This is a genomic window from Streptomyces sp. NBC_01537, from assembly GCF_045040445.1.
Lineage (GTDB): Bacteria > Actinomycetota > Actinomycetes > Streptomycetales > Streptomycetaceae > Actinacidiphila.
On record NZ_CP109392.1, the window covers coordinates 335,076 to 361,057 of the forward strand.

General features: G+C 71.7%; 25 protein-coding genes. 16 read left to right on the forward strand and 9 right to left on the reverse strand.

Annotated features, from left to right (window positions below):
* Nucleotides 1-132 precede the first annotated feature (132 nt).
* Nucleotides 133-2,997, forward strand: coding sequence for an FG-GAP-like repeat-containing protein (locus tag OG607_RS01775; protein ID WP_405717804.1), 2,865 nt, complete (start codon nucleotides 133-135; stop codon nucleotides 2,995-2,997).
* 413 nt (nucleotides 2,998-3,410) lie between these two features.
* Here the strand turns inward: OG607_RS01775 and OG607_RS01780 are convergent, their stop codons facing one another.
* Both OG607_RS01780 and OG607_RS01785 read right to left on the reverse strand, forming a co-directional pair.
* A complete protein-coding gene (locus OG607_RS01780) occupies nucleotides 3,411-4,487 on the reverse strand; it encodes a hypothetical protein (protein ID WP_405717806.1) in 1,077 nt (358 codons plus the stop codon).
* 45 nt (nucleotides 4,488-4,532) lie between these two features.
* Nucleotides 4,533-6,026, reverse strand: a complete 1,494-nt coding sequence (locus OG607_RS01785; RefSeq protein WP_405717809.1) for an MFS transporter — start codon at nucleotides 6,024-6,026, stop codon at nucleotides 4,533-4,535.
* 160 nt (nucleotides 6,027-6,186) lie between these two features.
* On the opposite strand from OG607_RS01785, the gene OG607_RS01790 reads away from it, so the two are divergent.
* A complete protein-coding gene (locus tag OG607_RS01790; protein ID WP_405717811.1) occupies nucleotides 6,187-7,203 on the forward strand; it encodes an Lrp/AsnC family transcriptional regulator in 1,017 nt (338 codons plus the stop codon).
* Between the two features lie 17 nt (nucleotides 7,204-7,220).
* On the opposite strand, the gene OG607_RS01795 is transcribed toward OG607_RS01790, so the two are convergent.
* Nucleotides 7,221-7,892 (reverse strand): GntR family transcriptional regulator, encoded by a 672-nt coding sequence (locus OG607_RS01795; RefSeq protein ID WP_405717813.1) that lies wholly within the window; start codon nucleotides 7,890-7,892, stop codon nucleotides 7,221-7,223.
* 94 nt (nucleotides 7,893-7,986) lie between these two features.
* On the opposite strand from OG607_RS01795, the gene OG607_RS01800 reads away from it, so the two are divergent.
* A complete protein-coding gene (locus tag OG607_RS01800; RefSeq protein WP_405717815.1) occupies nucleotides 7,987-8,418 on the forward strand; it encodes a VOC family protein in 432 nt (143 codons plus the stop codon).
* Nucleotides 8,419-8,467: 49 nt separating this feature from the next.
* Here the strand turns inward: OG607_RS01800 and OG607_RS01805 are convergent, their stop codons facing one another.
* On the reverse strand, nucleotides 8,468-9,211 hold the full coding sequence (locus OG607_RS01805) for a Mut7-C RNAse domain-containing protein (RefSeq protein ID WP_405717818.1): 744 nt from the start codon (nucleotides 9,209-9,211) through the stop codon (nucleotides 8,468-8,470).
* Nucleotides 9,212-9,322: 111 nt separating this feature from the next.
* On the opposite strand from OG607_RS01805, the gene OG607_RS01810 reads away from it, so the two are divergent.
* From OG607_RS01810 to OG607_RS01820, 3 genes are all read left to right on the forward strand, one after another.
* Nucleotides 9,323-9,685: a hypothetical protein gene (locus OG607_RS01810; protein WP_405717820.1), complete on the forward strand. Its 363-nt coding sequence runs from the start codon at nucleotides 9,323-9,325 to the stop codon at nucleotides 9,683-9,685.
* Entirely contained in the window at nucleotides 9,640-10,998 is a 1,359-nt protein-coding gene (locus OG607_RS01815; RefSeq protein ID WP_405717822.1) for a leucine-rich repeat domain-containing protein, read from the forward strand. Before OG607_RS01810 ends, OG607_RS01815 begins: the two co-directional genes overlap by 46 nt.
* Nucleotides 10,999-11,155: 157 nt before the next feature.
* Nucleotides 11,156-11,365, forward strand: coding sequence for a cold-shock protein (locus OG607_RS01820; protein WP_405717825.1), 210 nt, complete (start codon nucleotides 11,156-11,158; stop codon nucleotides 11,363-11,365).
* A gap of 63 nt (nucleotides 11,366-11,428) precedes the next feature.
* Here the strand turns inward: OG607_RS01820 and OG607_RS01825 are convergent, their stop codons facing one another.
* Entirely contained in the window at nucleotides 11,429-13,072 is a 1,644-nt protein-coding gene (locus OG607_RS01825) for a M4 family metallopeptidase (RefSeq protein WP_405717827.1), read from the reverse strand.
* A 523-nt stretch (nucleotides 13,073-13,595) separates the two neighbouring features.
* Between OG607_RS01825 and OG607_RS01830 the strand changes: the two genes are divergently transcribed.
* The 6 genes from OG607_RS01830 (at nucleotide 13,596) to OG607_RS01855 (ending at nucleotide 20,195) form a co-directional block, all read left to right on the forward strand.
* Nucleotides 13,596-15,044, forward strand: coding sequence for a glycosyltransferase family 2 protein (locus OG607_RS01830; protein WP_405717830.1), 1,449 nt, complete (start codon nucleotides 13,596-13,598; stop codon nucleotides 15,042-15,044).
* A 9-nt stretch (nucleotides 15,045-15,053) separates the two neighbouring features.
* Entirely contained in the window at nucleotides 15,054-16,244 is a 1,191-nt protein-coding gene (locus tag OG607_RS01835) for a glycoside hydrolase family 113 (RefSeq protein WP_405717832.1), read from the forward strand.
* Entirely contained in the window at nucleotides 16,241-17,383 is a 1,143-nt protein-coding gene (locus OG607_RS01840) for an acyltransferase family protein (protein ID WP_405717834.1), read from the forward strand. The genes OG607_RS01835 and OG607_RS01840 overlap by 4 nt, the downstream gene beginning before the upstream one ends.
* 399 nt (nucleotides 17,384-17,782) lie before the next feature.
* On the forward strand, nucleotides 17,783-18,175 hold the full coding sequence (locus OG607_RS01845; RefSeq protein ID WP_405717836.1) for a hypothetical protein: 393 nt from the start codon (nucleotides 17,783-17,785) through the stop codon (nucleotides 18,173-18,175).
* 19 nt (nucleotides 18,176-18,194) lie between these two features.
* On the forward strand, nucleotides 18,195-18,953 hold the full coding sequence (locus OG607_RS01850) for an IclR family transcriptional regulator (RefSeq protein ID WP_405717839.1): 759 nt from the start codon (nucleotides 18,195-18,197) through the stop codon (nucleotides 18,951-18,953).
* Between the two features lie 111 nt (nucleotides 18,954-19,064).
* Nucleotides 19,065-20,195 (forward strand): PP2C family protein-serine/threonine phosphatase, encoded by a 1,131-nt coding sequence (locus tag OG607_RS01855; RefSeq protein ID WP_405717842.1) that lies wholly within the window; start codon nucleotides 19,065-19,067, stop codon nucleotides 20,193-20,195.
* Nucleotides 20,196-20,221: 26 nt separating this feature from the next.
* Here the strand turns inward: OG607_RS01855 and OG607_RS01860 are convergent, their stop codons facing one another.
* Nucleotides 20,222-21,154, reverse strand: a complete 933-nt coding sequence (locus OG607_RS01860) for a lytic polysaccharide monooxygenase (RefSeq protein WP_405717844.1) — start codon at nucleotides 21,152-21,154, stop codon at nucleotides 20,222-20,224.
* Between the two features lie 174 nt (nucleotides 21,155-21,328).
* Here OG607_RS01860 and OG607_RS01865 point away from each other — a divergent pair, with 174 nt between their 5' ends.
* The 3 genes from OG607_RS01865 (at nucleotide 21,329) to OG607_RS01875 (ending at nucleotide 23,243) form a co-directional block, all read left to right on the forward strand.
* Entirely contained in the window at nucleotides 21,329-21,790 is a 462-nt protein-coding gene (locus tag OG607_RS01865) for a DUF5709 domain-containing protein (RefSeq protein WP_405717846.1), read from the forward strand.
* A 22-nt stretch (nucleotides 21,791-21,812) separates the two neighbouring features.
* Complete coding sequence (locus tag OG607_RS01870) at nucleotides 21,813-22,301, forward strand: hypothetical protein (protein WP_405717848.1); 489 nt, start codon at nucleotides 21,813-21,815, stop codon at nucleotides 22,299-22,301.
* Nucleotides 22,302-22,481: 180 nt separating this feature from the next.
* Nucleotides 22,482-23,243 carry a DeoR/GlpR family DNA-binding transcription regulator gene (locus OG607_RS01875; RefSeq protein WP_405717851.1) on the forward strand — a complete coding sequence of 254 codons (762 nt, stop codon included), beginning with the start codon at nucleotides 22,482-22,484 and terminating at the stop codon, nucleotides 23,241-23,243.
* 6 nt (nucleotides 23,244-23,249) lie between these two features.
* On the opposite strand, the gene OG607_RS01880 is transcribed toward OG607_RS01875, so the two are convergent.
* From OG607_RS01880 to OG607_RS01890, 3 genes are all read right to left on the reverse strand, one after another.
* The gene (locus tag OG607_RS01880) at nucleotides 23,250-24,875 is read right to left on the reverse strand and encodes an MFS transporter (protein WP_405717854.1); all 1,626 of its coding nucleotides are present in this window, start codon (nucleotides 24,873-24,875) and stop codon (nucleotides 23,250-23,252) included.
* A gap of 93 nt (nucleotides 24,876-24,968) precedes the next feature.
* A complete protein-coding gene (locus OG607_RS01885; RefSeq protein WP_405717856.1) occupies nucleotides 24,969-25,172 on the reverse strand; it encodes a hypothetical protein in 204 nt (67 codons plus the stop codon).
* On the reverse strand, nucleotides 25,169-25,390 hold the full coding sequence (locus OG607_RS01890) for a hypothetical protein (RefSeq protein WP_329309861.1): 222 nt from the start codon (nucleotides 25,388-25,390) through the stop codon (nucleotides 25,169-25,171). The genes OG607_RS01885 and OG607_RS01890 overlap by 4 nt, the downstream gene beginning before the upstream one ends.
* 83 nt (nucleotides 25,391-25,473) lie before the next feature.
* Between OG607_RS01890 and OG607_RS01895 the strand changes: the two genes are divergently transcribed.
* A complete protein-coding gene (locus tag OG607_RS01895) occupies nucleotides 25,474-25,965 on the forward strand; it encodes a pyridoxamine 5'-phosphate oxidase family protein (protein WP_405717859.1) in 492 nt (163 codons plus the stop codon).
* Nucleotides 25,966-25,982: the final 17 nt, after the last annotated feature.

Genomic DNA, 25,982 nt, shown 5'->3' on the forward strand with positions numbered 1-25,982 from the left:
GCCGGAAGCCCGCTTCCGCAAGAAGACCTGACGGGCCCATCACCCCGCCCCGCCACCGGCCCGGCCCGCATCACGGACCGGGCCGGCGGCACTTCATTGAACCGTTACATGACATTGTCATAGCTTCCTCACATGAATCTCTCCGCCGTCGTCCGGGCTCTGCTGCTGCCGCTGATCGCTGGCGCCGCACTGGTGGCCCCGGCACCCGCGACAGCAGCGCCCGTCATCACCGCGCAGCCACCGCAACTGCCCAGCCAGTCAACTCTGTTCACCTCGAACACGACCGTCAGCGGCCGGACCTACGCGTGCTTCCGGGTCCCCTCGGTGGTCCGCACCGGCAACGGGACGCTGGTTGCCTTCGCCGAGGCCCGGACGGGCAGCGCGTGCGAGGACACCAAAGAGATGGACATCGTCAGCCGGGCGTCGACGGACGGCGGCGCCACCTGGAGCGCGCCGCAGATCATCGCCCGCAGTCTGTCGAGCGACCCCGCCAACCTGGGCGTGCCGGCCATCGACGCCCAGCCCACACCGATCGTCGACGCCACGTACAAGGACCCGGACACGGGTCAGGTCGAGGGCCAGGTGGTGCTGCTCTACAGCGTGCGACTGCTCACCAACGGGGGCGTCACCGGCACGGACGGCCAGCCGAACCGTATCCAGACGTTCGCCATGTACAGCCATGACAACGGCCAGACCTGGGTCGGCCGGAAAGACATCACCAGCCAGGTGAACCCCAGGCTGGACGCGCAGCCCGCCACCGAGCAGCAGGGCGTCCGCTTCCTCCAGCCCGGCCCGGGACACGGCATCCAGTTGCGTCCGATCGCGGCCGACGACGAGGGCCGGCTGCTGGCGCCCGCGTACCAGAACGGCCGCCCGGCGACCGACGGAACGTGGGTGAACGACGGCCACCACGCCTCCGCCATCTACACCGACGACCACGGAACGAGCTGGCACCGCGGCGACATCACCACCAACGCCACGCCCCTGTTCGCGGGCGAGGCCAGCATCGCGCAACTGGCCGACGGCAGCCTCTACATGACCTCCCGCAACAATCAGGCCGGCACCGACGCCGACGCCACCGCGGGCACCAACCGCAACAAGGCCATCAGCACCGACCGCGGCCAGACCTGGGGCACGGTGACCCCGGCCAACCTGCCCGGCGCGCGGGTCTTCGCCCCGGTGCTGTCCCTCGACAGCGTCCCGCGCGGTGACAACTTCAACCAGTTGGTGATCACCGAGCCCGTCTACCACGACTCCGCGAGTCCGTCGCTGCAGGGCACACTCAAGCTCCGCTCCTCCTTCGACGACGGCGCCACCTGGCAGACGCCCGCCGAGGGCCTGACCATCGCCAAGGCGGGCGCCGGCTACTCCGACCTCACCCGCACCGCGTCCGGCGGTCTCGGAGTGATCTACGAGGCCGGGCCCGACCCGTGGCAGGACACCGACACCACGTACGACCACACCTCGGTCCGCTTCACCATCGTCTCCGCCGGCCAGACCGTTCTCACCGGACCGGTGACCGGCGCCCGTACCCCGGACACCGCCGGGGGCAATGCGGCCACCCTGCGCGGCAGTGCCCGGCTGACCGACGGCAAGTTCGGCCGCGCGGTGACGCTGGCCCCGGACACCTCCGCCGGCTTTGTCGACGTCGCACCGAGCCCCGCGTACGCCCAGCTCAGCGGGGACTTCACGGCCGCCGCCGACTTCAAGTACAGCTCCACCACCGGGCTGCGGGGCATCCTCTGGGGCTTCGGCGTCGGCGCGGGGCTGCCGCAACTGTGGATCCGGGCGGATCCCGCCAACAACCGGATCGCGGCCAACGCCACCACGGCTTCCGGCAGCACGACGCTGTACTCCAAGTCGAGCTACAACGACAACGCCTGGCACCACGTGGCCCTGGAACGCGCCACCATATCCACCGGCCAGGAGCTGAGCCTGTGGATCGACGGCACAAAGGTCGCCACCGGCACCGCGCCGAGCGGCGCGGTCTCGCCGGCCCGCCCCCAGCCGCTCCAGGTCGGCAACCGGCTGGACGGCGCGCAGCCCTTCGCGGGTTCGATCGACAGCGTGGTGCTCTACGGCCGGGCGCTGAGCGCCCAGGAGATCTCCGCCGCGGCGACCGCTGACACGTACTCCGGTACCGGCCTGCTGCTCCACCTGCCCTTCGAGACCGGCGAGGCCGACACCCGCTCCTGGGACGACACCGACGGCGACGGCCAGATGGATGTCTTCAACCGCACCAGCGACGGCAACATCTGGTACTTCGCGGGCTTCGGCGACGCCACCACCGGCGAACGGCACCTGGAGAACCACACCCTGATCGGCGGCACCTTCGGCTCGTCCTTCCACCCGGCCCGCGGCGACTTCAACAACGACGGCATCGGCGACCTCATCGCCATCAACGACCAGGGCCAGCTGAACTTCTGGCTGGGACAGGGCGACGGCATCCTGTCCGCCCCCGTGGTCCTGATGTCCGGCACCTCGTTCAGCACCGTCAAGGCGGTCTCCGGCGGCGACTTCAACGCCGACGGCCTCACCGACATCGTCGGCCTCGGCTTCGACGGCCACCTGTGGTGGTGGCCCGGAAACGGCGACCGTACCTTCGGCGCCCGCCAGAACCTGTGGCCCGACACGTCCTTCTCCGGCTACTCCGGCGTCCCCACCGGCGACTTCAACGACGACGGCAAAACCGATGTCGCCGCCGTCGACTCCAGTGGCACCCTCTCGTGGTGGGCGGGCGACGGCAAGGGCGGCCTGTCCGCCGCCCAGAACCTGGCGTCCGGCACATCCTTCGCCGCGTACAGCCGCTTCTTCACGGGCGACGTGAACTCCGACGGCCACACCGACTTCGCGGCCGTCGACTCCTCCGGAGCCGCCCACTGGTGGCCCGGCGACGGCGCCGGCCACATCTCCGCCACCGCCGGCACGCTCACCGTCCTCTCCCCCGTCGCCGGGACGGCTCCCGCCCTCCTGAACGGAGGCGTCTACACCTTCTGACCTGCCCGTTCCCGCCGCACGGCCTACTCCAGCCCGGCCCCACCCCCACTTCGGGGTGGGGCCGGGCCCGCCGAGGTCCTCGCCGAGGAAATTACGGCTGGTCAGATGGGTGGGCTCCCCGAAGCCTTGATTGTTGCCCTCTCCACCGGCGCGGGTAAGCACCGTGCCGGCCCGAACCGTCGTTGAACGGATCAAGGCGGTCAAGCTCAACGGGGAGACCTTCGAGATCGACCTTCGTCGCTTGGTCAGTCCGGGCGGCTCCTTCTGCAGGTCCCCCTTTGGGCCGCCCCAGCGGCGTGCTGGTGGGCCCGGCAGACGATGGAGTCGACGTTCCGCATCGTCGTCACTCCCCAGGCGCGGCAGAAAGGCCCCGGAGTCGTTCGGGATCGCCTGCACAACCGGAGGCGTCCGTTCTACCCTCGGTGCCCGAAGGCGGGATACCCGGGCAGCCGGGCCACCTCCCAGCCTGCCGCGACCTCACGCAGCAGCAGCCGCATGGTCTCCGCGAGCGCCGGGAACTGCTCCATCGTGCTCGCCATTTCCCAGCGGTGCCTCAGCACCTGGCGCCTCGTCGGGGCGGGCCGTCGGGTCCGGTGGAGAGGCCCGTCCTCCGCGGTGCGCGGCAGCATGCGCACCGTTGCGTCCACTGTCCAGGCCGCTATGGCCTGCCGCATGCCGGCCTGCCATACCGCGTCATCGGCCAGCGCCGGGTACACCGTGACGACCTCCGCGCGGTAGGTCTGCTCGATCTGTGCGGCCATCCCCTCAGGCAGGGTGAAGACACACCAGCAACTGGAGAACGGCATCCGGCAGTAGGCGGCTGTCATGAACACCGACTGGTAGCAGGCGGCCTCGAAGTCGATCAGCCGCAGGCCTTCCGAGGTGAGCAGGTTGTTGTCGGGACAGGTGTCGCCCGGGGTGAAGGCCGGGTACTCCTCCGCACCCGCTGTCCCGATGCGGGCCAGTTCATCGGCCAGTGTGGGCGGAGCCGCGATTGCGGCCCCCTCCAGCAGCGCGAGCAGGGCGGTGGCGTTCTGCGCCATCCACGGCTCGTCGCCCCAGGACGGCATGCCCTTGTCGTAGCGGGCCCACAACCGCGTGAGGTCGGCACGCCGGTGGACCGATTCGGCGGCCAGCCGGCCGAGCCCGTGGGCCCAGGCGAGCAATCCGTCCTCGGCGGCCTGCGGATCGTCCCCGAGCAGAACGTCCGCGAGGGTCGGTACGGCCCCGAGGTCCGTCATCACCAGCAAGGGCCACTCGGCGTCCACGCCCAGCACCTCGGGACCGGCCAGCCCGAGAGAGAGCCCGGCGGCCTCCGCCGTGAAGGCCCGCAGGGACTCCGGCCCGCCGGTGAAGGCTTTGACGATCACGCTGCCGCCGGCGGCCGTCCCACAACGCAGGACGGTGCTACGCGCGCTGCCGCCCAGGTCGACCGGATCGGACAGCTCGATACCCAGCACTTCGCCGGCGGCATGCACGATCGATTCCATCCCGGCATCCTGCCACCAGCACCGGGACTCCGGGCCGCCGGGCCGCTACTGACGGTTGGTGGCTTGAGCGGCGGTGGTCGGCGGCGTCGTGTTGTTGAGAGGGGTGCTGCCGATGTGCCGACGGGGGGCGGCCATGAGGGCGGCGGAGAGAGCGGTGGCGACGAGCAGGGCGGCGGCTACCCAGAATGCGTGCTGGACGGCGCTGCGCGCGTCGGCGTACACGCCTGATCGGGCACCGGCGAGGTAGACGCTCCCGAGGACGGCGACGCCAAGCGTGCCGCCGAGTTGCTGGACGGCGTTGAGCAGCCCGGCGGCAGAGCCGGTCTCCTGCGGGCTCACCGGGCGCAGGGCGGCCGTGAAGAACGGGGTGGTGAACAGGCCGGTGCCGAGGCCGGCGATGGCGAGCGCTGCGCGCAGCGGCCGGGGATAGGCCGTCGGGTCGCTCGCGTGGTAGGCAGCGATCGCCGCCAGGACTCCGAGCAGCAGCAGGGAGAGCCCGGCGTACATCACCCGTGGTCCGTACCGCGGGACCAGGTACGCGCCGGCGATCAAGGAGGACAGCCCGAGGCCCACCGACCAGGGCAGCAGGGTGAGTCCTGCGGTGAGGGTGCTGGCGCCGAGCCCGAGTTGCATGTGCAGGACGACGGTCAGCATCAGCCCGTTCATGACGGCGAAGAACAGTGTGGACGTGACCAGCGCGGCAGGGAACATCCGGCTTGCGAACAGGCTGGGTTCCACCAGTGGCCGGCGTCCGGTCCGGGCGCTGTGCCGCTGGTGCGCGCCGAAGCCGAGCAGGACGACCAGACCGAGCGCGATCGCGGCCCAGTTCCAGGGCGGCCGGTGTCCGGGGTCCGCCTCGATCAGCGGGTAGACGACCAGACCGGTGCCCACCATGGCCAGGGCGGTGCCGGCCGGGTCCAGACCGGGACGCTGCGGCGCGCGATCCTCGGCCAGGGTCGGTGCGACGGCCAGGACGGCGGCGGCGAGGGGCACGTTGACCAGGAACACCGCACGCCAGGACGACCCGAACAGATCGGCATGGGTCAGTACTCCGCCGAGGACAGGTCCGCAGATCGCGGCCAGGCCCATCACCGGGCCGATGCTGCCCAGGGCCTTGGCTGTCTCGTCCCCGTCGAACATCGCCCGGATCAGGCCGAACGTCTGCGGGATGACCACTGCGGCCGCAGCCCCTTGCACCACCCGGAACCCGATCAGCATCCCGGCCGAGGGTGCCAGCGCGCAGGCCAGGGACGCGAGCATGAAGCCCGTGACACCGATACGGAAGACCCGCCTGCGCCCGGCGATGTCACCGAGGCGGCCACCGGTGATCAACAGCAGCGCGAAGGCGAGGGTGTAGGCGGCGCTGAACCACTGGATGTCCGACACCGGCCCACCCAGGTCCGCATGGATCGCCGGACCGGCGACCTGCACGATGGTCGAATCCAGCAGGTTCATCGCCTCGGCGACCAGCAGGGCCGTCAGCCCCACCCACCGCCATCGGTAGACCGCCGGCGCGGACTGCGACGTGCTCTCCGACATCGGAACTCCCATCCAGCTCGACTGCGAATGCCGGTCTGCCGTCCTTTCAGGGACGCCTCGACCCGGCCGAGCACAAGGGTGGGATCCCGGACCTGTCAGCTTCCATGTACGCAGCAGGGATTGCGGGAATCTCTCATCTGTAACGCCTACAATGCTGAATATGCTCGTGCTGGACGACACCGACCGCGCTCTGATCCACGCACTGCACGTCGACGCGCGCGCTCCGTTCACGAAGATCGCCGCCGTGCTCGGCACCTCGACCCAGACCGTCGTACGGCGCTACGGACGGTTGCGCGCCGACGCGGGGCTTCGGGTCATCGCGCTGCCCGATCCGCACAGCGCGCGGCGCCAGCAGTGGATCGTCCGGCTCACCGCGACCGCCAACACCGCCCATGACGTCGCCCGCGCCCTGGCCCGGCGTCAGGACACCTCCTGGGTCAGGCTCACCTCCGGCGGTACCGAGATCGTCGCGATCATCACGACCACGCCGGGCGGTGCGGACTCCCACGCGCTGCTACTGCGCGATATCCCCCGGACCTCCAGCATCACCGCGGTCTCGGCGCACTACCTCCTCCACACCTATCTGGGCGGCCCCACAGCCTGGCGCGGTCGCGTCAACGCACTCACCGAGGCGCAACAGCACCAGCTCCGGCCGCCGGCGCCCGACGACCCCACTGACCAGCCGATGCCCCTCACCGACCCCGACCACCGGTTGCTGGCCGCCCTGCTGCACGACGGCCGCACGAGCTACACCGACCTCGCCGCGATCACCGGCTGGACGGCATCCACCGTCACCCGCCGCCTCGACCAGCTCCGGCGCAGCGGCGCGCTGTTCTTCGACGTCGAGATCGACGCCAACCTGTTCGGGATCACCACCTCGGCGCTGCTGTGGATGTCCGTCGCTCCGGCCCACCTCGACCACGTGGCCACCACCTTGGTCGGCCATCAGGAACTCGCGATCGTCGCGTCCACGACCGGCCCGACCAACCTGCTGGCAAACGTCCTGTGCCCGGACCCCGAAGCGCTGCACCACTACCTGACCACCCGGCTTGCCCTCGATGCGATCACCCGTATCGAGACCGCGCCTGTCCTGCGGACCCTCAAAGCAGCCGCGCCCATCCGCACACCGCTTGTGAACTCCAACGAACGTCCCCACAGGGACGGCCGGCGCGGCTGAATGACCGGCGCCCGCCTTCAGTCCGGGACGGGCGTTCCGGTGAGCACGTCGAAGGCGTGGCGGCGGTGGGCGGCGAAGAGGCCGAGGGCGGTCCGGGTGTCGCGGGCGCTCAGGGCGGCGGCCAGTGCGCGGTGCTCGTCCGGGATGTGGGCGAGGTAGCCCTGGGAGTTGGCTCCGATCCGGGTCAGCAGGAACAGGTGGACCTGGGAGCGGATCGACTGCCACGCCTCCTGCAGGCGCTTGTGCCGGGCGGCGGCGTAGACGGCGTCGTGGAAGGCGATGTCACAGTGCGCCATCTCGTACTCGTCCGCAGCGCGCTCCATGAGGCCGACCGCCTTCTCGACGGCTGCGAGGTCCTCGTCCGAGGCGTGGGCGACCACCTGCTGGACGGCGAGGTGCTCCAGCGCGCCGCGCAGGCTGTCGAGTTCGGCAATGTCCTGGGGAGTCAGGGTGGTCACCGTGGTGCCGCGGTGCCACGCGCTGTGGACCAGGCCCTCGCGTTCCAGCCGGAGCAGCGCCTCGCGCACCGGACCACGGCTGACGCCCAGCGCGGCTGACAGCTCCACCTCGCGCAGCTGCGCCCCGGGTGCGTAGGCCCCGCCGAAGATCGCCTCCCGGACGCGGTCCGCGACCTCGTCGGCCAGCCCTCTGCGGCGGGCGGGGGCCACCCTGTGCTCTTCGTTCTCCATCGCTCCACCTCTTTGTCGTAATGTTAACATCACTACAATCTTCACCGGTCCAGCGACCTGCCGGGCCCACGTTGCAGGAAGGCAGCCCACGCCCATGACCGTTCTCGACTCCCCGATCCCCCGGTTCCACCTGGCGGTGCCGGTCGACGACCTGACCGTCGCACGTCACTTCTACGGCCAGGTGCTCGGCCTGGAGCAAGGCCGCAGTGCGGATACATGGGTGGACTGGAACCTGCACGGCCACCAGTTCGTCACACACCTCGCCCCGGCCCGCGCCCAGCACGTCCACAACCCGGTCGACGGCCACGACGTCCCGGTGCCGCACTTCGGCCTGATCCTGACGATCCCGCAATTCCACAAGCTCGCCGACCGGCTGCGCGCCGTGGGCACCGCGTTCGTCATCGAGCCCTATGTGCGCTTCGAGGGTCGGACCGGCGAGCAGTGGACGATGTTCCTGCTCGACCCGGCGGGCAACGCCATGGAGTTCAAGGCATTCGCCGACGACTCCCAGGTCTTCGCCGCCTGACAGTGCGGCGACGTCCACGTCCCGGCCGGCCCGGACCGCGCGCGCACGACTACGCGGGCGGGCCCGCCGCCCCGCCGAATTCGGCGACCGCGCCCTCGACGATCGCCTCCAGCCGTGCGTGGTGCGCGCCGCGCCAGTACAGGCGGTCGCAGACGGTGCACTGCGCGAAGACATCGTAGGAACGCCGGGTGCCGTGCTCCAGCCGCTCCCCGACCGCCCGTTTGTCGGCGTCCTCGAGCCGCCCGTTGCAGGCCGTGCACCGCGTCCAGGGCGCGAGCGCGGGCGCGAACCGGCCCAGCACGTCGCGCAGTTGCTCGTCCGGCCGGTCGCTGTAGACGTACGCGCCCGCCCACAGCTCCCGGCGCCGCAGCAGACCCCTGTCCCGGGAGAGCATCACCCGCCGCTCGGCCGCCGACAGCGCGGCCAGCGCCGGGTCGCCGATGTCCTCGCTCTCGTACGCGGCATCGACCCCCAGCAGCCGCAGCCGCCGGGCGAGCGTCCCCAGATGTACGTCGAGCAGGAACCGCAGCTCTGCCCCCGGCACCGGCTGCGGCCTGGCGACGGCGCCCACCTCCACGGTCTCCCCCGCGCCCGGTACATGCGACACCGGGACCTCCCGGCCGTCAACCAGCAGCCGGCCGACCTCTGTGAGCGGAACGCCCAGCGACTCCACAACATGGCCGAGGGTGGACGCCCCGTCGGTGACTACGGTGGTCCGCCCCTCGCGCCGCTCCGGCGCGGCGAAAAGCCGCAGCCCAGGGGCGAAACTGATGGTGATCTCCGGTCCGCGCACCCTGCCAGCATGCCACCGTGACGGGCGCGTGAAGGAGTGGCCCCCGGCGGACCTTGGCCGCCCGGCTCTTCGCTGAGGGACTGTCCGTGGCCCCCGTTAACATCCCGGAGCATGAGCACAGGGACTTCGCCTGATTCACCGGATTCGCCGACGGGCTATCGCGTCATCACCGCGGAAGAGGCGGAGGAACGCTTCGGTGTCTCCGCCGACGTCAGCCATCCGTACCAGGACTTCGCCGACGAGCAGGAGATACGCCTCTACGAGGGCGGCCTGCAGGTCGCCGGCGGATGGGAGGCGGAGTCCGACGACGACTGGGTGCCGTACAACACCATCGTGGACGGTGATCTGACGGTCGGCGCGACCTGGAGTGGTGGGATTCGGCGAGCGGCAACTTCCTGCTGGTCACCGGCGATCTACGGGCCCGCAGCGTGCTGCTGTCCGGCTGCCCCGACGTCGTGGTCCGGGGCGACCTGACCGCGTCCGGTACCGTCCAGGGCAGCTACGGCGACGACGGCGGATACCTGACCGTCGGCGGCCGGACCGAGGCCGGGGCCGTCATCAGCACCCTGTACTTCAACATGTACTTCGCCGGGCAGCCCGAAGCCCTGCTCATCGCCGACCCCAGCCGCACCAACCAGCCCGTCGACTTCACCGACGAGGAACTGGACGACCTCGTACTGCCCGAGCTCCTCGGCAAGGACGACACCGCGGACGAGCGCAGCATCAGCGCCGCGCTGCGCGAGGGACAGCCGGTCCTGCGGCCCGGTATCCGGCCCAGCCACCTGGTGGCGCTGGACGAACTCGACGCCCTGCTGCCGCGCGCCGAGGAGACCACCGAGCTCGACCTGTCCGACCGCAAGCTCCGCCGACTCCCCCAGCAGCTCTACGCCTTCCGCAACCTGCGGGTGCTCTCCCTGGCCGGCAACGACGCCATCGGCAGCCTCGACGAACGCATCGGCGAACTGACCGCCCTGGAAGAACTCAACCTCGCCAAGACCCGGCTGACCGCGCTGCCGGAGGCCATCGGACGGCTGAACAACCTCCGCGTCCTGGACATCTCCGGCAACAACTTCACGGCACTGCCCGGACAGCTCGGCGACCTGCCCCGGCTCGAAGTGCTCCGCGCCGCCCGTCTGACCTGCCCGGTCCCCGACGCCATCGCACGGCTGAGCACGCTGCGCGAACTGGACCTGTCCAACCTGCAACCAGGCGAGTACAACTCCCTGGTCGCCTTCCCGCACCCCGTGACCGGGCTGCCCGCCCTGCGATCCCTCAACCTCTCCCACATATTCCTGGAGACCGTTCCCGACGAGCTGCTCGGCCTGACCGCCCTGGAGGAACTGGACCTGCGCGGTTCCCTGTCCGCCCTGCTCCCGCGCCTGCCCGACCTGGCGGCGCTGCCCCGCCTGCGGGTGCTGCGGATGAACGGCAGCACCCCCTGGTCCTTCCAGCCCGAGCCCAGCCACGAACTGCTCGCCGGCATCTGGCCCATCACCACCCTGGAACACCTGGAAATCGACAGCTGGGGCGAGAAGACGGCCGGCGGCCAGGTCATCCGCACCGCCTTCACCGCACTGCCCGACGACGCCTTCGCCCGCATGCCGGGGCTGCGGCGGCTGGGCCTTGCCTTCAACGATCTCACCACCCTGCCCGAATCCTTCTTCCGGCTCCGGCACCTCGAAGCGGTCGACCTGCGGTACACCGTCCTCGACGGACCGACCACCGACCGCCTGCGAGCCGTGTTCCCGCACGTCCGGCCGGATCTGCGCGACCCCGACGCCCTGTAGTGATCGGTGCCGGTTACCGGCCGTCGTCGGGTCCTGTGCCGGGTGCGTGAATACCCGGCGGCGGGGTGGGGTACGTACGGCTTCGGGTGCCACCGGGTGGGTGCCCGCAGCCGCAGTGCTCCTGCGGCTCGCCGTTGCTGACGAAGGACAGGCACGCATGGCCAGTGGCACAGTGAAGTGGTTCAACTCCGAGAAGGGCTTCGGATTCATAGCGCAGGAGGGCGGCGGACCCGACGTGTTCGCCCATTACTCCAACATCCAGGGCAACGGCTACCGCGAACTCACCGAAGGTGAGGCCGTCACCTTCGATGTCACCCAGGGGCAGAAGGGTCCGCAGGCGGAGAACATCATCCGCGGCGCCCGCTGACACCGACGAGCACTACGGGCCCGGTTCCGCGATGGCGGAACCGGGCCCGCGGGCTGTGGAGGGTCAGGCGACGCTGACGGCGGACCAGGCGGCGGCCACGGCCGCGTACTCGGTGCCGGAGGCGCCGTAGAGGTCGGTGGCGGCCTTGAGGGTGGCGGTGCGGGCACCGGCGTAGGTGGTGGAGGAGGTCATGTAGACGGTCAGGGCGCGGTACCAGATGGCGCCGAGCTTGTCCCGGCCGATGCCGGTGACGGTGGAGTTGTTGCAGGTGGGGCTGTTGTAGGTGACGCCGTTGATGGTCTTGCTGCCGCTGCCCTCGGCGAGGAGGTAGGCGAAGTGGTTGGCGACGCCGGAGGAGTAGTGGACGTCGAGGTTGCCGACGCCCGAGCTCCAGCAGTCGGCGGAGCTGCCGTCCTTGGAGGGCTGGTCCATGAAGCGCAGGGCGGCGGCGCCGAATCCGGATTTCACGATGCGTTCGCCGATGAGGTAGTCACCGGTGTCGGTGGTGTTGGCGGCGTACCACTCGACCAGGGTGCCCATGATGTCGGAGGTGGCCTCGTTGAGGCCGCCGGACTCCCCGGAGTAGGTGAGGGCGGCGGTGCGTGAGGTGACTCCGTGGGACATCTCGTGGCCGGCGACGTCGAGGGAGACCAGGGGTCCGAAGGTGGTGCCGTCGCCGTCGCCGTAGGTCATGCAGAAGCAGCTGTCGTCCCAGAAGGCGTTGTTGTAACTGCTGCCGTAGTGGACGCGGTTGTACGAGCCCTTGCCGTCGCCGGCTATGCCGGTGCGGCCGTGGATGTTCTTGTAGTAGTCCCAGGTCTCGTCGGTGCCGTACTGGGCGTCGACGGCGGCCGTGGCGCGGTCGGCGGTGGTGCCGGTGCCCCAGTGGTTGTCGGCGTCGGTGAACAGCACGGCGGGGGCGCGGGATATGCAGATACCGAAGATGCACAGGTCGGTCTTGTTCTGGGCGTCGCCGGTGTAGGTGCTGCCGCGGGTGGGGTCCTTCAGCTGGTAGGTGGTTCCGCTGACGGTCGTCTCCAGGGGCACCGTTCCGCCGTAGAGCGAGGCGCCGTCGCCGGTCGCGGTCTCCAGGGCGTCCCAGGCGTCGATCCGGGCGCCGGTGCGGGCGTCGCTGAGCAGGACCCGGGCTGCGGGGTTGCCGAGTGTGTCCACGCCGACGGCGGTGGTGCGCCAGGCCAGGCGGGGCGTGCCGTGCAGGGCGTCCACGACGAGCTGCGGCCTGGCCTTGGCCTGCCGGAAGGTGGTGCCGTGGTGGGCGGAGCGCAGCGCGGCGACGCCGTTGGTGGCGGCGGTGGCGGCGCGTACGGCGGGGGTGGTCGTGGGCACGGCGAGGCCGGAGCGGGTGGCGCGGTCGGCGCCGGTGTAGGCGCCGCCGGGCGCGAGGTGGATGACCAGGTCGCCGCCGAGCACGGGCAGGCCTCGGTAGGTGCGGTCGTAGCGCACGTGCTGGGATCCGTCGGCGTCGGTGATGACGTCCCGGACGGTACGCCCTTGGGCGCCGGTGACGGCGAGTTGGTGCGCGTGGGCGGCGACGGCGGCGTCGGCGCGGGCGATGGCGGTGGCACGGGAGGGGAGATCGCGGCCGCCTGCCGTCGCCGCGGACGGCGTCAGCAAGGCGGTGGCGAGGGCGGTCGCGGCGACCGCCCCGGACAGGGCGGTCAGGGCTCGTCTCGTGCTGGGCTGCATCGGGCTCCTCGGATCACGGGGACGGAGGTGAGACGAAGTCAGATTTAAGTGCACATGACATTCGCTTGTCCATAGCGCACTCACAGCCGGGGTAGCCGCCGGACGGCCCGGCCGTCGCCCATCGGCGGACGACGGCCCGTCCGGATTACCTCTCCTCGCGGATTTCCCATGACACATGACGGCCCGTCGGCCCGCACCGGCAGAGAATTACTGGAGAAAAATCCATGAATGCATGAGGACTGATGCGGAGTCATATCGAATACCAGAAGATGCCGACAGCACCGAACAAATACCGGTGGACCTGCCGGGCCGGACAGCCCCGCCGACCCGGGAGCCACCTGCGAGGTCGGCCACAGAAGAGCGGAGGCCTCACCGTGGAAATCGTCCGGTCTTCACAAAAAAACCACGAGCATGATAAAAGGAACACATTCACGCACGAAGAGTGGAGGGCCCTGATTCGCAGCGCTCCCGAAGTGGATCAGCCACTCATTGTGCAGACTTTATGAACTCTTTGTGGGGGGCCATGACCGTATCGTCAGGCGATTTCGGCATACCCGGATCCCGGCGTGCCGCCAGGCTGGCCAAGCGCCAGGCCGCCTGGAAGCCGGCGTTCATGCCGTTCGTGGTGACCGCGCTGCTGGCGTACGCCCTCTCCTCCTCGCTGTACTACGCCAGAACGACGCTGATGGGCTGGGTGGTGTCCGTGCTGTGGACGCTGCCGATCGTCAGCTCGGTCGTCGGCATCACCGGCGCGCTGCTCACCCGGCGCCGCATCGGACGGCAGCGCGACTGGGTCCCCGCCGAGCCGGCGCTGCACGACCGGCTGATCGTGCTGGTGCCGACCATCGGACGGCACGACACCTATCCGGCCCTGGAACGGTCGGTGCTGTCGTACTGCGAATTCATGCCAGCCTGGTTTCCCGACCTGCGCATCGAGATCCTCACCGAGGAGGGCTGTGAGGCCGGGCAGCGCATCGACGCCCTGGCCGCGCTCAGTCCGCTGATCCGGGTGGTGACGGTGCCGAAGGCGTACCGGACACCCAATGGCACCCGGTTCAAGGCCCGCGCCAACCACTACTCGCACGAGCTGCGGATCGCGGAGGGCGAGGCGGTGGACGACGTGTGGGTGCTGCACATGGACGACGACACCGGCGTCGGCCCGGACACCGCCCAGCAGGTCGCCCGGTTCGTCAACGCCCAGCGCCGGGCGGGCGCCGAGGCGAAGCACCTGGCCCAGGGCATGCTCACGTATCCGCGTGAGAACGCCGTCAACCGCCTGATCTGGCTGGCCGACGCCATCCGCCCCGCCGACGACATCGCCCGCTTCGCCGTGCTGACGGGCGGCGGGACTCCGCTGGTCGGGCTTCACGGCGAGCTGCTGCTGCTCCGCGCCTCCGTCGAGGCGACCATCGGCTGGGACTTCGGTCCGGACTCGATCTGCGAGGACGCGCACTTCGCCCTGATCTTCTCCAGCCGCTACAGGGGGCGCAGCGACTGGTTCTCCGGCCGCAGCTACGGCGCCTCCCCGGCCACCTGGCGTGACTTCCTCAAGCAGCGCGAACGGTGGTCCTGGGGCCTGATCGGCCTCGCCTTCAACCCGACCCTGCCCCGGCGCTCGCGCGCCCTGCTGATGTACAGCGTCATCACCTGGGTGATCGGCCCGTTCCAGCATGTGGCCGTGATCCTGGCCGCGGGCGCGTTGCTGGGCGACCTCAACACGTCCCCGGTCACGCCCTGGATCCTGCCGCTGTGGGCCGTGACCATGGGGTACGCGCTCTGGATGTACTGGGAAGGACTCAGGATCAACGCCACGGTGTCGGCCGGCGGCCGGCGGCTGTGGTGGGAGCCGGTCGCCCTGGTCGTGCTCATGCCGTTCTTCGCCCTGTGGGAGGCGGCCGGCTCGTTCAAGGGGCTGCTGCGCTACCTGCGCCGTACGGAGAACCAGTTCGTCGTCATCGCCAAGCCGGCCTGACGGACCGGCATGCGACACATTGCGCCCGGCGGCTTCGCGCTCCGCCTCGCCGCCTGCCTGACGGCCGTGCTGCTCGCCGCCTGCGCTGCCCCCAGAGGCGGCGCGGGCGGGAGCGTGCAGCCGGACGCCGCCCACAGCCCTTCCGCATCCGCCGGGAGCCCGACCGCGACCGCCCGGGCGAACCACGCCGCCCTCTGGCGGCCCGGCGATCCTCAGCTGGGCGCGCAGGTGCTCTGGTACGCCTCGCAGAACGAAACGGACGCGATGGTGCGGGCCAAGGCGCTGCGGGTGGTCGGCTACGTGGTCGGCAAGAACATGAACTCCATGTCGCTGTCGTTCCCGTTCGGCACCCCGGGGCCCTACGCGGACAAGGTGTCCGCCACCGCCTCGACCCCCTCCGTCCGGCACCTCGCCATCCTGATGGACACGGCCGCGGCAGCCGGCCTGCGCATCACGCTGCGGCCCCTGCTCGACGAGAAGACGCTGCTGGCCAAGGACCCGCTGGCCTGGCGGGGCTCGCTGACCCCGGCCGACCGGGACGCCTGGTTCCGGTCGTACGCAAGGTTCCTCGCCCCGTACCTGTCGCTGGCGGCCCGCCATCACGCGCGTACCTTCGTGATCGGCGCGGAGCTGACGTCCCTGGAGCAGGACCCCCGCTGGCGGGGCGTGGTGACGGCCGCGCACAAGCTCTTCGGCGGGGAGATCTCCTACGACGCCAACTGGGACGACTACGTCTCCCGGCGGATCCGCCTGCCCGTGAACCACCTCGGCGTGGACGCCTACTTCCCGCTCACCGCGCTTCGCGACGACGCCTCCGTCAGCGACATCGTGGCCGGCTGGCAGAAGTGGCTCGACCGCAAGAGCACGGGCAAGCTGCCCGGGGTCGTCCTGTCCGAGGTGGGCGCCCCGGCGGAGGACGGTGCCTACCGCCACCCCGGCGTATGGCGGGGAACGGGGAAACCGCTCAACCTCACGGTGCAGAAGAACTGGTTCGCCGCCGCCTGCCGCGTCGCCCGCGCCCGCGGCATGGCCGGCCTGTACTGGTGGAACATCGACTTCCACGCCGACCCGGCCGCCGCCGACCCGCGCACCGACGTCCATTCCTCCTTCCTCGGCCGTCCCGCCGCATCCGCCATCGCCTCCTGCTTCCGGGACTGGGCCGCCGCTCACCGCCCTCACACGGCAAGGACAACCCCATGAGGCACGACGAGGGGTACGGCCGGTACGCCGACGACGACTGGGTCAGGGGCTCCGTCGCCGCACTGCCGCCCAAGGCCAAGGCCACGCCGGCTCCCGAACCGCAGCCGGCCCCAGAACCGCAGCCGGACCACGGGACCGAGCCGCCCGGCAGCCCCCGCTTCACGGGCGTCGACGGTCTGCGCGGCCTGGCGGTCCTGGCGGTGCTGCTGTACGACACCGGCTGGTTCGCGGGCGCCCGCCTGGGCATCGACGTCCTGCTGGTGCTGTCCGGCTTCCTGGTCACCCTGCCGCTGGTCCGCCGGGCGGACGCGACAGGACGGACGGACGCCGGACCGTTCCTGGCCCGGCGCTTCAAACGGCTGTTCCCCGCCCTGGTGGTGGTCCTCACCACGACGCCGGCGCTGGTCCACGCATTCGGCTCACCCCGCACAGTGCGCGACCTGTCCCGGCAGATCCCCGCCGCGCTGTGGCCGGTGAGCGTCACCGCGCAGTTCTGCCTGGTCTGGCCGCTGCTGCTCGGCCTGCTCTGCTTCTTCCTGCGCCGCCGGATCGCCGCGGTGACCACGGTGGTGGTGCTGCTCCTCGCCGCCTTCGCCGCCGCGCCCCTGCTGCCGCTTCCCGACGGGTTCGCCCACGCCGTCACCCGGAGCCACAGCGTCGCACTTCTCGCGGGAGCCGCCGCCGCGTGTGCCGTTCACCTCGCTCATCGGGCGGTCGCGCACCGCACCGGGCGCCGCGACGGCCGGGGTCACGCTCCGGCGACCGTGCTGCTGTCGGTCACCGGCTTCGCGGCCCTGGCCGCCCTGGCCGCCCTGACGATGGCCGGTGCCGTGGCCTCGCAGGTCCCGGTCGCACTGTGCGCCGCGCTGCTCACGGCCGCGCTGTCCACCGAACACGGTCCGCTGGTGCGGCTGCTGTCGGCGAGCCTGCTCGCGGAACTCGGCCGGATGTCGTACAGCGTCTACCTGCTGCATGTTCCCGTGTACTGGCTGCTGCGCCACGGGCAGCCGCGCATCACCGACTACGCCCTGCTGCTGGTCGGCGGCACGGTGACCTGGTTGCTCTCGCTGCTCCTGCACTACCTGCTGGTCGAGCGGCTGGGCGCCCGCCCCTGGCAGACCCGGCGCGCCGTCCGGTGACGCACAAGGGGCGGCCGACGCGGACTCACGCATCGACCGCCCCCACACGGGGCTCTCCCCCACGGCGAACCCCGTGGTCCATGACGACGCCTCAGGCGTCAGGCAAGGGACCGCATAGTGAACATTTCTCCGACCGCCGCACCGACTATCGGACGTTGAGGAGTCTTGTGCATCCACGGCGCCACCGTCACCCCGCTCCGCGACTTTCGGTCAGCGCGTGTTCACACTGCGCGCCGTCCTCTGTGTCCCGCTTTCGGTGAGCTCGGCGCTCCGATTGAAAGGACTCAGCGGCCCGTCACCACCCATGAGGACATCCGCGCCCACCGGCACACCGTCCCCACATCGGCCGGAAACCGACGCCCTCTGGAATCCGGCCGCATGCCGTGAGACCGTCCGCAGGTGACCGATGCCACCGCCCTCGAGCCGGCCCCCGAACGACCGGAGGACCGCGCCGCGTCCGTGCTGCGCTTCGCCACGGAACTCATCGCCTGGGTGGCCACCCCCTGGGCGCTGGCCGGCCGTTCCTGGCTGCTCGCCGCTGTGTCCGTGGTGGTCCTGATCGGGCTGCCGACGCTGTTGTCCACCCCCGGGGACAAGAACAATGTGATCATCGCGGTCCCGGGCTGGGCCACGGTCCTGCTGGTGCTGCTCCAGCTCGCTGCGGCGGTGACCGCGTCCTGGGTGGTCTGGCCGGTGTGGGCGGCGGTCTGCGTGAGCGTGCTGGCCGCCGCCACCCTCGTCACGGAGCGCAGGCGCTGGCGGTGGCTGGTCTCTCCTTGCCCGGGCGGCTGACCTGCCGCAAGCTGGGGACATGGGCGCTCAAGGCGGCCCCACGCTGATCACCTCGGTGCAGCGGGCGTTCCGCCTGATGGAGGCAGTGGGTGTGCATGCCGGTGGCGCGCCGGCGAAGCAACTGGCGCGCGAAGCCGGGATGCCCCTCGCCACGACCTACCACCTGCTGCGGACCCTGGTCCACGACGGCTACGTACGAAAACTGGAGGACGGCGGGTACGTACTCGGCGACCGGCTGGACGCCCTGCACGCCGGGGGCCGCGGGCAGGCGCTGGTGACGCGCGTGCGCCCCGTGCTGGCCGCGCTGCGGGACGGGCTGTCGGCGGCCGCGTACCTGACGTTCTACGAGGACGGCGAAATCCGCATCGCCGAGATCGTCGACAGCCCCCGCGCGCCGCGGGTGGACCTCTGGGTGGGTTTCGAGGACGCGGGGCACGCCACCGCGCTGGGCAAGAGCGTCCTGTCGATGCTGGACGAGGAGTCCCGCAACGACTACCTGTCGCGGCACCCCCTCGCCGACCTCACACCCCGGACCATCACCCACGCCGACGAGCTGCTGCGCCGCCTGGACTCCTCCCCCACAGCGCCGGTCGTCACGGATCTGGAGGAGTACGCGCTGGGCACGGTGTGCGCCGCCGTGCCGGTCTCCGACGGCGTCACGATCGGCTCGCTCGGCGTGTCCTTCAGGGCCGGGCGCGGCTCACCGCTCCAGCAGGCCGGGCCTTCGCTGATCACGACCGCGGAGCGCGTGACCCGGGCCCTTTCGCTCACCATCTGAAAAAACGGCCCTTGTGAGGCCTGGTCCGCACCTGTTCCCTGGATGCGAGAGCCCGGGCGGCTCCCATCCCGCGAAGCCGCCACCGCGACCAGGGAAAACACAGACTCACCCATGAGCCAGATCCGGAACCCCCAGCGCGACTACAGCCGGCCACAGCAGTTCCAGGACACCGGGACCGGTGCCCGCGCGGCCATCGCGCTGCCCGGCCATCTCGTCGAGGGACTGCCGGCGCTCGTCGTCTCCGCCGTCGCGCTCCTCGGCCTGGTCAGCGGAGCGACCCTGTACTGGCTGCCGCTGCTCGCCGTCGGGCCCGCTCTGGCCTCGGTCACCAGCGGGCCCTGGGGCGTCCTGCGCGTGGGCCTGCTCGCGGTGGTGCTGAGCGCCGCGCTGGGCGCCGGGAGCGGGGCGGCGGGCCTGCACAAGCAGGTGGTGGTGCTGACCGCACTGATCGCGGTCACCGTGGCCAGCAGCCTGGCCAGCGCGCTGCGCAGGCGCCGCGAACGGCTCCTGGAGGCCGTCCGCTCGGTCGCCGAGGCCGCCCAGCAGGCGCTGCTCGCGCCGGTGCCCGCGACCGTGGGGAACTTCCAGGTGGCCGTGCGGTACAGCGCGGCCGCCGCGGAGGCCAGGATCGGCGGGGACCTGTACGCGGTGGTGTCCACCCCGTACGGTGTGCGGCTGATCGTCGGCGATGTACGGGGCAAGGGCCTGCCCGCCGTCGGCACCGCGGCCCTCGTCCTCGGCATCTTCCGCGAGGCCGCTTACGACGAGCCGGACCTGCTCGACGTGGTCGGCAGGATCGAGCGGAGCCTGGCCCGGAACCTGGGCTCCGACGACTTCGTGACCGCGATCGTCGCCGGGTACCCGCGCCCCGGGCACCTGGAGGTGGTCAACTGCGGGCACGCTCCGCCCCTGCTGCTCCGCGCGGGCCGCGTCGAGCCCGTCGAGCCCGCCAGCCCGGCGCCGCCCCTGGGGCTGTTCCCCCTCACCGGCGAGACGCCGAGCTGCCAGGTGCTGCCCTTCGCGGAGGGCGACCAGCTGCTTCTGTACACCGACGGGGTCACGGAGGCCCGCAACCACGGCCGGGAGTTCTATCCGCTGAGCGAGCGGGTCGCCCGGCATCTGTCGGACGACCCCTCGCACACCCTCGACGCCCTGCACGCCGATCTGCTCTCGCACGTGGGCGGCCGGCTCCACGACGACGCGGCCCTGCTGCTGCTCCGCAAGCCCCCGGCCGCCGGCTGAGCCGCCCCCGGCCGGTCAGCGGCCCGTCAGCGGCGCCTGCGGCGCAGGGTGAGGGCGGCGACGGCCCCGCCGCCCAGGACCGCGGTCCCGCCCGCGGCGGCCACCAGGCGGGTGCGGCTGTCGGTGCCGGAGGCGGCGACCGGCTGCGTCGCGGGCTCGGTGGCGGCGGCGTTGGCGGCGGTGTCGGCGGCCGGTGCGGAGGACCGGTCCGCCGGGCTCGGTGTGGCGGATGTCGGGGCGGCTGTGGGTGTGGGCGACGGTGTGGCGGTGCGGGAGCGGGTGGGCGTGGCGGTCGCGGTGGGCTGCTGGGCGGCCTTGGGCGCGGACAGGACGACGTCGGAGCAGGAGTAGTACGTGTCCGAGGTGCTGGTGTTGCGCCAGACCGTGTAGAGCAGGTGGCGGCCGGTCCGGTCGGAGGGCAGGCGGCCGGTGAGGTGGTAGGCGCCGTTGGTGACCTGGGGGTCGGTGACCGTCAGGAAGGGCTGGGTGCTGATCTCCGACCAGGTCAGGGGCTTGGCCGGGTCGTAGCCGGAGGTCGTCAGGTACAGCTCGAAGTTTCCGGAGTGCGGGATCGTCGTGCGGTAGGTGAGGGTGAACCGGGCGCCGGCGGTGAGCCGGGTGGCGGGCCAGTCGGCGCGGGGGAGGTCGAGGCCGCGGTATTCGTCCAGGCCGGCGCTGCACAGCTTGCCGTCGGGAATGCGCTGCCGGTCCCGGCCGGCGACGCCTGCGATGCGCAGGTTGTCCCAGTCGTCGAAGGTCTGGCCGCCGTGCTGGGCGATGGCCGCCCGGCAGGCCGCCGTGGAGGCGTACATGCCGCTCAGGGAGGAGCAGGCCGCCACCCGGCTAACCGGGGCCACCGGGGCGCCGTGGGCGGCGGCCGGGGTCACCGCGGGGGCGGTGAACAGCGCCGCGGCCGCGGCGATGAGGAGCGCGCGCCGTGCGGTGCGCCGTCGGGCCATGGTGGTGCCTCCCCTGAGCTGCGGGGGCCGGTGCCGCCCGCCGACGGTAACTACGGACGGCACCGCGCCCGCGTTCAGCAGGCCTGACACTCCGGGCATGGCGTAACACGTGCCGATCGGCGCCAGGACTGGCACCCTCGTGGTAAGAGGGTGCGCCCGACCGAGGAGACAGCCATGAGCGACAGCGCAATGGGCGACGACGTCTACCAGCCCGACGGCTCCGAGGTGCAGGACGACGCCGGTCTCCTGGATCCCGAGGACACCCTCGACCAGCACGGCGTGGGGCAGATCCTCGACGAGGGATACTCACCGCCCGAGCGCCCCTGGGCGGTCAACAAGTCGGGCGTCACCGCCGAGGGCCAGCGGCGCGGCGAGAGCCTGGACCAGCGGCTGTCCGAGGAGCTGCCCGACATCGGCTCCCCCGAGGGCGATGACCTGGGCGACACCTGGGACACCGACGGCGAGCTGCTCGACGACGAGGTCGGCGACGCCCGGGCCGGCCGGCTGGTCGCGCCCGACGAGGGCGCCCACTACGAGACCGCGGGCCTGGTTGCCAGTGATGTCGGCGTCGACGGGGCCGCCGCCTCGGCGGAGGAGGCGGCGGTGCACGTGGTCCCGGACTCCGGGCAGTTCTGATCCGCCCCGGACCGAAAGCGCCGTGTCCGCCGCGCCCCGGCGCGCCGTAGCGCCGCCGCCCTCCCGCCCGGAGCAGTTGCGCGCCCTGGCGGAGGTGCTGGACGAGATCGCCGCCGCGCAGCCGCTGTCGGACCAAGTGGTCGCCGCCTGCGGCGACCCCGGCCCCGGTCCGGTGCCGGACTCGGTCGCCAGACAGGGCGGACGGCAGGCCGTCCTGTGCGCCCGCCTCGGGCGGCGGCTGCGCGAGCTGACGCTGTGCGGCGACCTGGCCGAGGCCCGCGAGCGTGCCTCGCGGCTGCTGGACTACCAGCACTGGATGGTCCAGCAGTCGCTGAACCTGGCCTTCACCTCCAATCCGACCACCCGGACCGAGGCCGCCCGGCTGCACCTCAACGGGCTGGGCGCGCCCGCCGACGAGCTCCGTGAACTGCGCGACCGCATCCGCGCCCAGGCCGGTGGCACCGAGCCCAGGAGCGGAAACGGGCAGCAAACGGGCACACCCCAGCCCTGAACCGGGCACGGGCCGTACGCCCAATGCGGCGGTCCGGCCCCGCCGGGCAGCGCGGACTCCGCCGGGGGGACGGGGGCAACGGGCGCATTCGGTCACGATCCGTGTGGTGACGAGCCTGGTCGCGGCCACCGGGCGCTTGTACAACTCCTGCAGAAGCCCGAACGGACAGGAGGTGCGCCCATGGACGCCGACGAACGCCGCCGGAGCATTCTGGAGCTTGCCCGGCGGACGGGGGCGGTCGATGTCGGCAAGCTCTCCGCCGATTTCGGGGTGGCCAAGGAGACCGTACGGCGTGATCTGCGGGTCCTGGAGGAGCACGGGCTGGTGCGGCGTACGCACGGGGGCGCGTACCCGGTGGAGAGCGCGGGCTTCGAGACGACCCTGGCATTCCGCGAGACCATGCACGTCCCGGAGAAGTCCCGGATCGCCGCCGCCGCGGGCGAGCTGGCCGGTGACGCGGAGACGGTTTTCATCGACGAGGGCTTCACTCCCCAGCTGATCGCCCAGGCGCTGCCCCGCGACCGCCCGCTCACCGTCGTCACCGCCTCGCTGGCCACGGCCGGGGTACTGGCCACCCGGGAACACACCACCGTCCTGCTGCTCGGCGGGCGGCTGCGCGCCGGCACCATGGCCACGGTCGGCCACTGGGTGACGCACATGCTGGCCGGGTTCGTCATCGACCTGGCCTTCGTCGGCGCCAACGGCATCTCGCGCGAGTACGGGCTGACCACCCCCGACCCGGCCGTCAGCGAGGTCAAGGCGCAGGTGCTGCGGGTGTCGCGGCGCCGGGTCTTCGCGGGGGTGCACACCAAGTTCGGGGCGGCGAGCTTCTGCCGCTTCGCCGGGGTGCCCGACTTCGAGACGATCATCACCGACACCGGACTGCCGCTGTCCGAGGCCCACCGCTACTCGCTGCTGGGTCCCCAGGTCATCCGCGTGTGATCCGGATCAGCGACCGTCTGCCTCTGGATCGGTATCCGCAGGCGATCGACCGCTTCCGTGCGGGCCTGGGGCGGAAGATCCTGGTGGTGCCGTGAGCTCCGTGCTGTGCAGGTCCGTGCCGTGCACGTCCGTGTCCTGCAGGGGCGGGGCGCAGATCGCGCAGTGATGGTGGCACGGCGGTTCGGGCCTGGGCTGCCCTTCGGGTTCGTCGAGCAGGACGTCGGAGCTGATGGTGGTCCAGGCCAGGACGGCGCCGGCCGCCAGCAGCCCGGCGCAGATCAGCAGGGCGGCCCGGAAGCCGGAGCCGAAGGCCGACGGGCTCTCGTAGTCGTCGCCGGACAGTCCCACGAGCAGCGGCAGTGCGGCCACCGCGATGAGTCCGGCTGCCCGGGCCACCGCGTTGTTGACGCCGGAGGCAGCGCCGGCGTGGCGGGTGTCAGCGGAGGCCAGGACAGTGGCGGTGAGCGGGGCGACGGTGGTGGCCAGGCCGAGGCCGAACACGAACACGCCGGGCAGTACGTCGGCGGCGTAGGAGGCTCCGGCGCCGATCCGGGTCATCAGCAGCAGGCCGACGGCGCAGACGGCGGGCCCGACCGTCATGGGGATGCGGGGGCCGATGCGGGCGGACAGCCGGCCGGAGCGCTCGGACAGCACAAGCATGATGACGGTGATGGGCAGCAGCGCCGAGCCGGCCTGCAGGGCGGAGAATCCCGCCTCGGTCTGCAGCTCCACCACCAGGAAGAAGAAGACCCCGCCGATCGCCGCGTAGACGGCGAAGGTGACCAGGTTGGCCGCGGTGAACTGCCGGGAGGCGAACAGCCCCGGCGGCAGCATGGGGTGGCGGCTGCGCCGCTCGACGGTCACGAAGGCGGCCAGTGCCGCGACCCCGAGGACGGCTGCCAGCGCGGTCACACCCCCGCCGGCGGAGTCCTCGGGTGCGGCGATGAGGGCGTAGGTCACCGCGGACAGGCCTGCGGCGCCCAGGACCGAGCCGGGCCAGTCGAAGCGGCCGGTGGCGGTGTCGTCACGGCTTTCCGGCACATGGGCGGCGGCGATCGCGACGACGACCACGGCCAGCGGGATGTTGATGAAGAACACCCAGCGCCAGCTCACGGAATCCACCAGCCAGCCGCCCAACAGTGGCCCCAGGGCGCCGGCGATGCCTCCCAGGCCGGACCACACACCGATGGCGCGCGCCCGGTCGGCGGGGGCGAAGGAGGCCTGGATCAGGGCGAGTGACCCGGGGGTGAGCAGGGCTCCGCCGACGCCCTGCAGGGCCCGGGCGGCGATCAGTGTGCCGATGTTCGGGGCCAGCCCGCACAGCAGGGATGCGGTGGCGAACCACACGGCGCCGGCCACGAAGACCTTGCGGCGGCCGTAGCGGTCGCCCAGCGAGCCGCCCAGCAGGATCAGCGCGGCCAGGGAGAGGGTGTAGGCGTTGACCGTCCACTGCAGCCCGGCCAGCGAGGCGCCCAGGTCCCGGCCGATGGTCGGGAGGGCGACGTTGACGACGGTGCCGTCCAGGAAGGTCATCCCGGAGCCCAGCACCACGGCAGCCAGCACCCAGCGCCCGGCGGGCTGCGCGAGGGTCAGGCCGCCGGCCGGGGTTCCCGCGTCAACGGCACCGGCCATGTCCGGTCAGTCTCCGTTCAGCTTCTGTCAGTCGCAAGCCGGACGCCCGAATCCGGGCGTCCGGCTACGCGTGATCGGCCCGGCCGCTCCCCCCTACGCCGGTTCCTCGTCCGCTTCGGCGTCCACGGCCCCGGTGGCTGCGGGCTCGGGCTCGCCGAAGTCCGGAGCCTGGAAGGGATTGGTGGCCGGAGGCCGCGACGTCTGCTTGGCGTGGCGGAGCGCCGGTTCGGGCGCCGAGAACAGCGAGGTCGTGTTCGCGGCCGCAGTCGTTTCGATGGGTTGTCCGTCCTGTGTCAAAGCTTGGTCATCTTGCTGTAGGGACTGGTGATCCTCATCTGCCGCGAACCGAAGTTCACGAGCACTGCGATCTCGTCCTCGATACCGATGACCAGGCCGAGGCCGTGCTCATCGTGAGTGACCCGGTTACCTACCGCGAACTCCTTGGGAGTCGGCGTGGCCGGGGGCTTGAAGGGACTGGTGGGCAGGATGCGCCGGGTTGCGGCTGGCTTCGTCATCAGGACCAGTATGCGCCCGCCGACCGCGACTGCGGCACGGTGGGCCGTTCCCGCTCTGCCGTGACGCGGCGCACACTGGGGATATGAGCGGACGTATCACCATCACCTGGGCCGAGGTCGACCGCCGTCTTGAGCTGGCGCACAACTACTGGATCTGCACCGCCTCCCCGCTCGGCGGCCCGCACGCGATGCCGGTGTGGGGTGTGTGGGTGGACGGCCGGCTGTGGTTCAGCACCGGCGCCGGCACCGTGAAGGCCCGCGATCTCGCGGCGGATCCCCGGGTCGCGGTGCACCTGGAGAGCGCCGCGGAGCTGGTGGCGCTGCGCGGCACCGCCTCGGCGGTGCCGGACGGGGAGCGGCCTGCGGCGGTGGACGCCGCGTACGCCGCGAAGTACGTGCTGCCCCGCAGCGGCGGGCCCGGCTCGATCGGCATGGGCGGCTCGCCGGTCTACGCCGTCACGCCGGCCACCGGGCACAGCTGGTTCGAGGGTGCCTTCCCGGAGACGATGACGCGCTGGCGGTTCGACGGGCCGGGCCGGGAGCCGGTGCCGCAGGAGATCAGTTACCAGGGCTGAATGCCCCGCAAAGGAGT

What these genes read in the sequence shown, in the direction of transcription:
- OG607_RS01855 (WP_405717842.1), top strand. Translation starts at nt 19,065, where the DNA reads ATGAGCCAGATCCGGAACCCCCAGCGCGACTACAGCCGGCCACAGCAG.
- OG607_RS01895 (WP_405717859.1), top strand. Translation starts at nt 25,474, where the DNA reads ATGAGCGGACGTATCACCATCACCTGGGCCGAGGTCGACCGCCGTCTT.
- OG607_RS01785 (WP_405717809.1), bottom strand. Translation starts at nt 6,026, where the DNA reads ATGTCGGAGAGCACGTCGCAGTCCGCGCCGGCGGTCTACCGATGGCGG.
- OG607_RS01800 (WP_405717815.1), top strand. Translation starts at nt 7,987, where the DNA reads ATGACCGTTCTCGACTCCCCGATCCCCCGGTTCCACCTGGCGGTGCCG.
- OG607_RS01890 (WP_329309861.1), bottom strand. Translation starts at nt 25,390, where the DNA reads ATGACGAAGCCAGCCGCAACCCGGCGCATCCTGCCCACCAGTCCCTTC.
- OG607_RS01850 (WP_405717839.1), top strand. Translation starts at nt 18,195, where the DNA reads ATGGGCGCTCAAGGCGGCCCCACGCTGATCACCTCGGTGCAGCGGGCG.
- OG607_RS01880 (WP_405717854.1), bottom strand. Translation starts at nt 24,875, where the DNA reads ATGGCCGGTGCCGTTGACGCGGGAACCCCGGCCGGCGGCCTGACCCTC.
- OG607_RS01835 (WP_405717832.1), top strand. Translation starts at nt 15,054, where the DNA reads ATGCGACACATTGCGCCCGGCGGCTTCGCGCTCCGCCTCGCCGCCTGC.
- OG607_RS01825 (WP_405717827.1), bottom strand. Translation starts at nt 13,072, where the DNA reads ATGCAGCCCAGCACGAGACGAGCCCTGACCGCCCTGTCCGGGGCGGTC.
- OG607_RS01810 (WP_405717820.1), top strand. Translation starts at nt 9,323, where the DNA reads ATGAGCACAGGGACTTCGCCTGATTCACCGGATTCGCCGACGGGCTAT.
- OG607_RS01780 (WP_405717806.1), bottom strand. Translation starts at nt 4,487, where the DNA reads ATGGAATCGATCGTGCATGCCGCCGGCGAAGTGCTGGGTATCGAGCTG.
- OG607_RS01790 (WP_405717811.1), top strand. Translation starts at nt 6,187, where the DNA reads ATGCTCGTGCTGGACGACACCGACCGCGCTCTGATCCACGCACTGCAC.
- OG607_RS01820 (WP_405717825.1), top strand. Translation starts at nt 11,156, where the DNA reads ATGGCCAGTGGCACAGTGAAGTGGTTCAACTCCGAGAAGGGCTTCGGA.
- OG607_RS01860 (WP_405717844.1), bottom strand. Translation starts at nt 21,154, where the DNA reads ATGGCCCGACGGCGCACCGCACGGCGCGCGCTCCTCATCGCCGCGGCC.
- OG607_RS01775 (WP_405717804.1), top strand. Translation starts at nt 133, where the DNA reads ATGAATCTCTCCGCCGTCGTCCGGGCTCTGCTGCTGCCGCTGATCGCT.
- OG607_RS01830 (WP_405717830.1), top strand. Translation starts at nt 13,596, where the DNA reads ATGACCGTATCGTCAGGCGATTTCGGCATACCCGGATCCCGGCGTGCC.
- OG607_RS01865 (WP_405717846.1), top strand. Translation starts at nt 21,329, where the DNA reads ATGAGCGACAGCGCAATGGGCGACGACGTCTACCAGCCCGACGGCTCC.
- OG607_RS01840 (WP_405717834.1), top strand. Translation starts at nt 16,241, where the DNA reads ATGAGGCACGACGAGGGGTACGGCCGGTACGCCGACGACGACTGGGTC.
- OG607_RS01795 (WP_405717813.1), bottom strand. Translation starts at nt 7,892, where the DNA reads ATGGAGAACGAAGAGCACAGGGTGGCCCCCGCCCGCCGCAGAGGGCTG.
- OG607_RS01875 (WP_405717851.1), top strand. Translation starts at nt 22,482, where the DNA reads ATGGACGCCGACGAACGCCGCCGGAGCATTCTGGAGCTTGCCCGGCGG.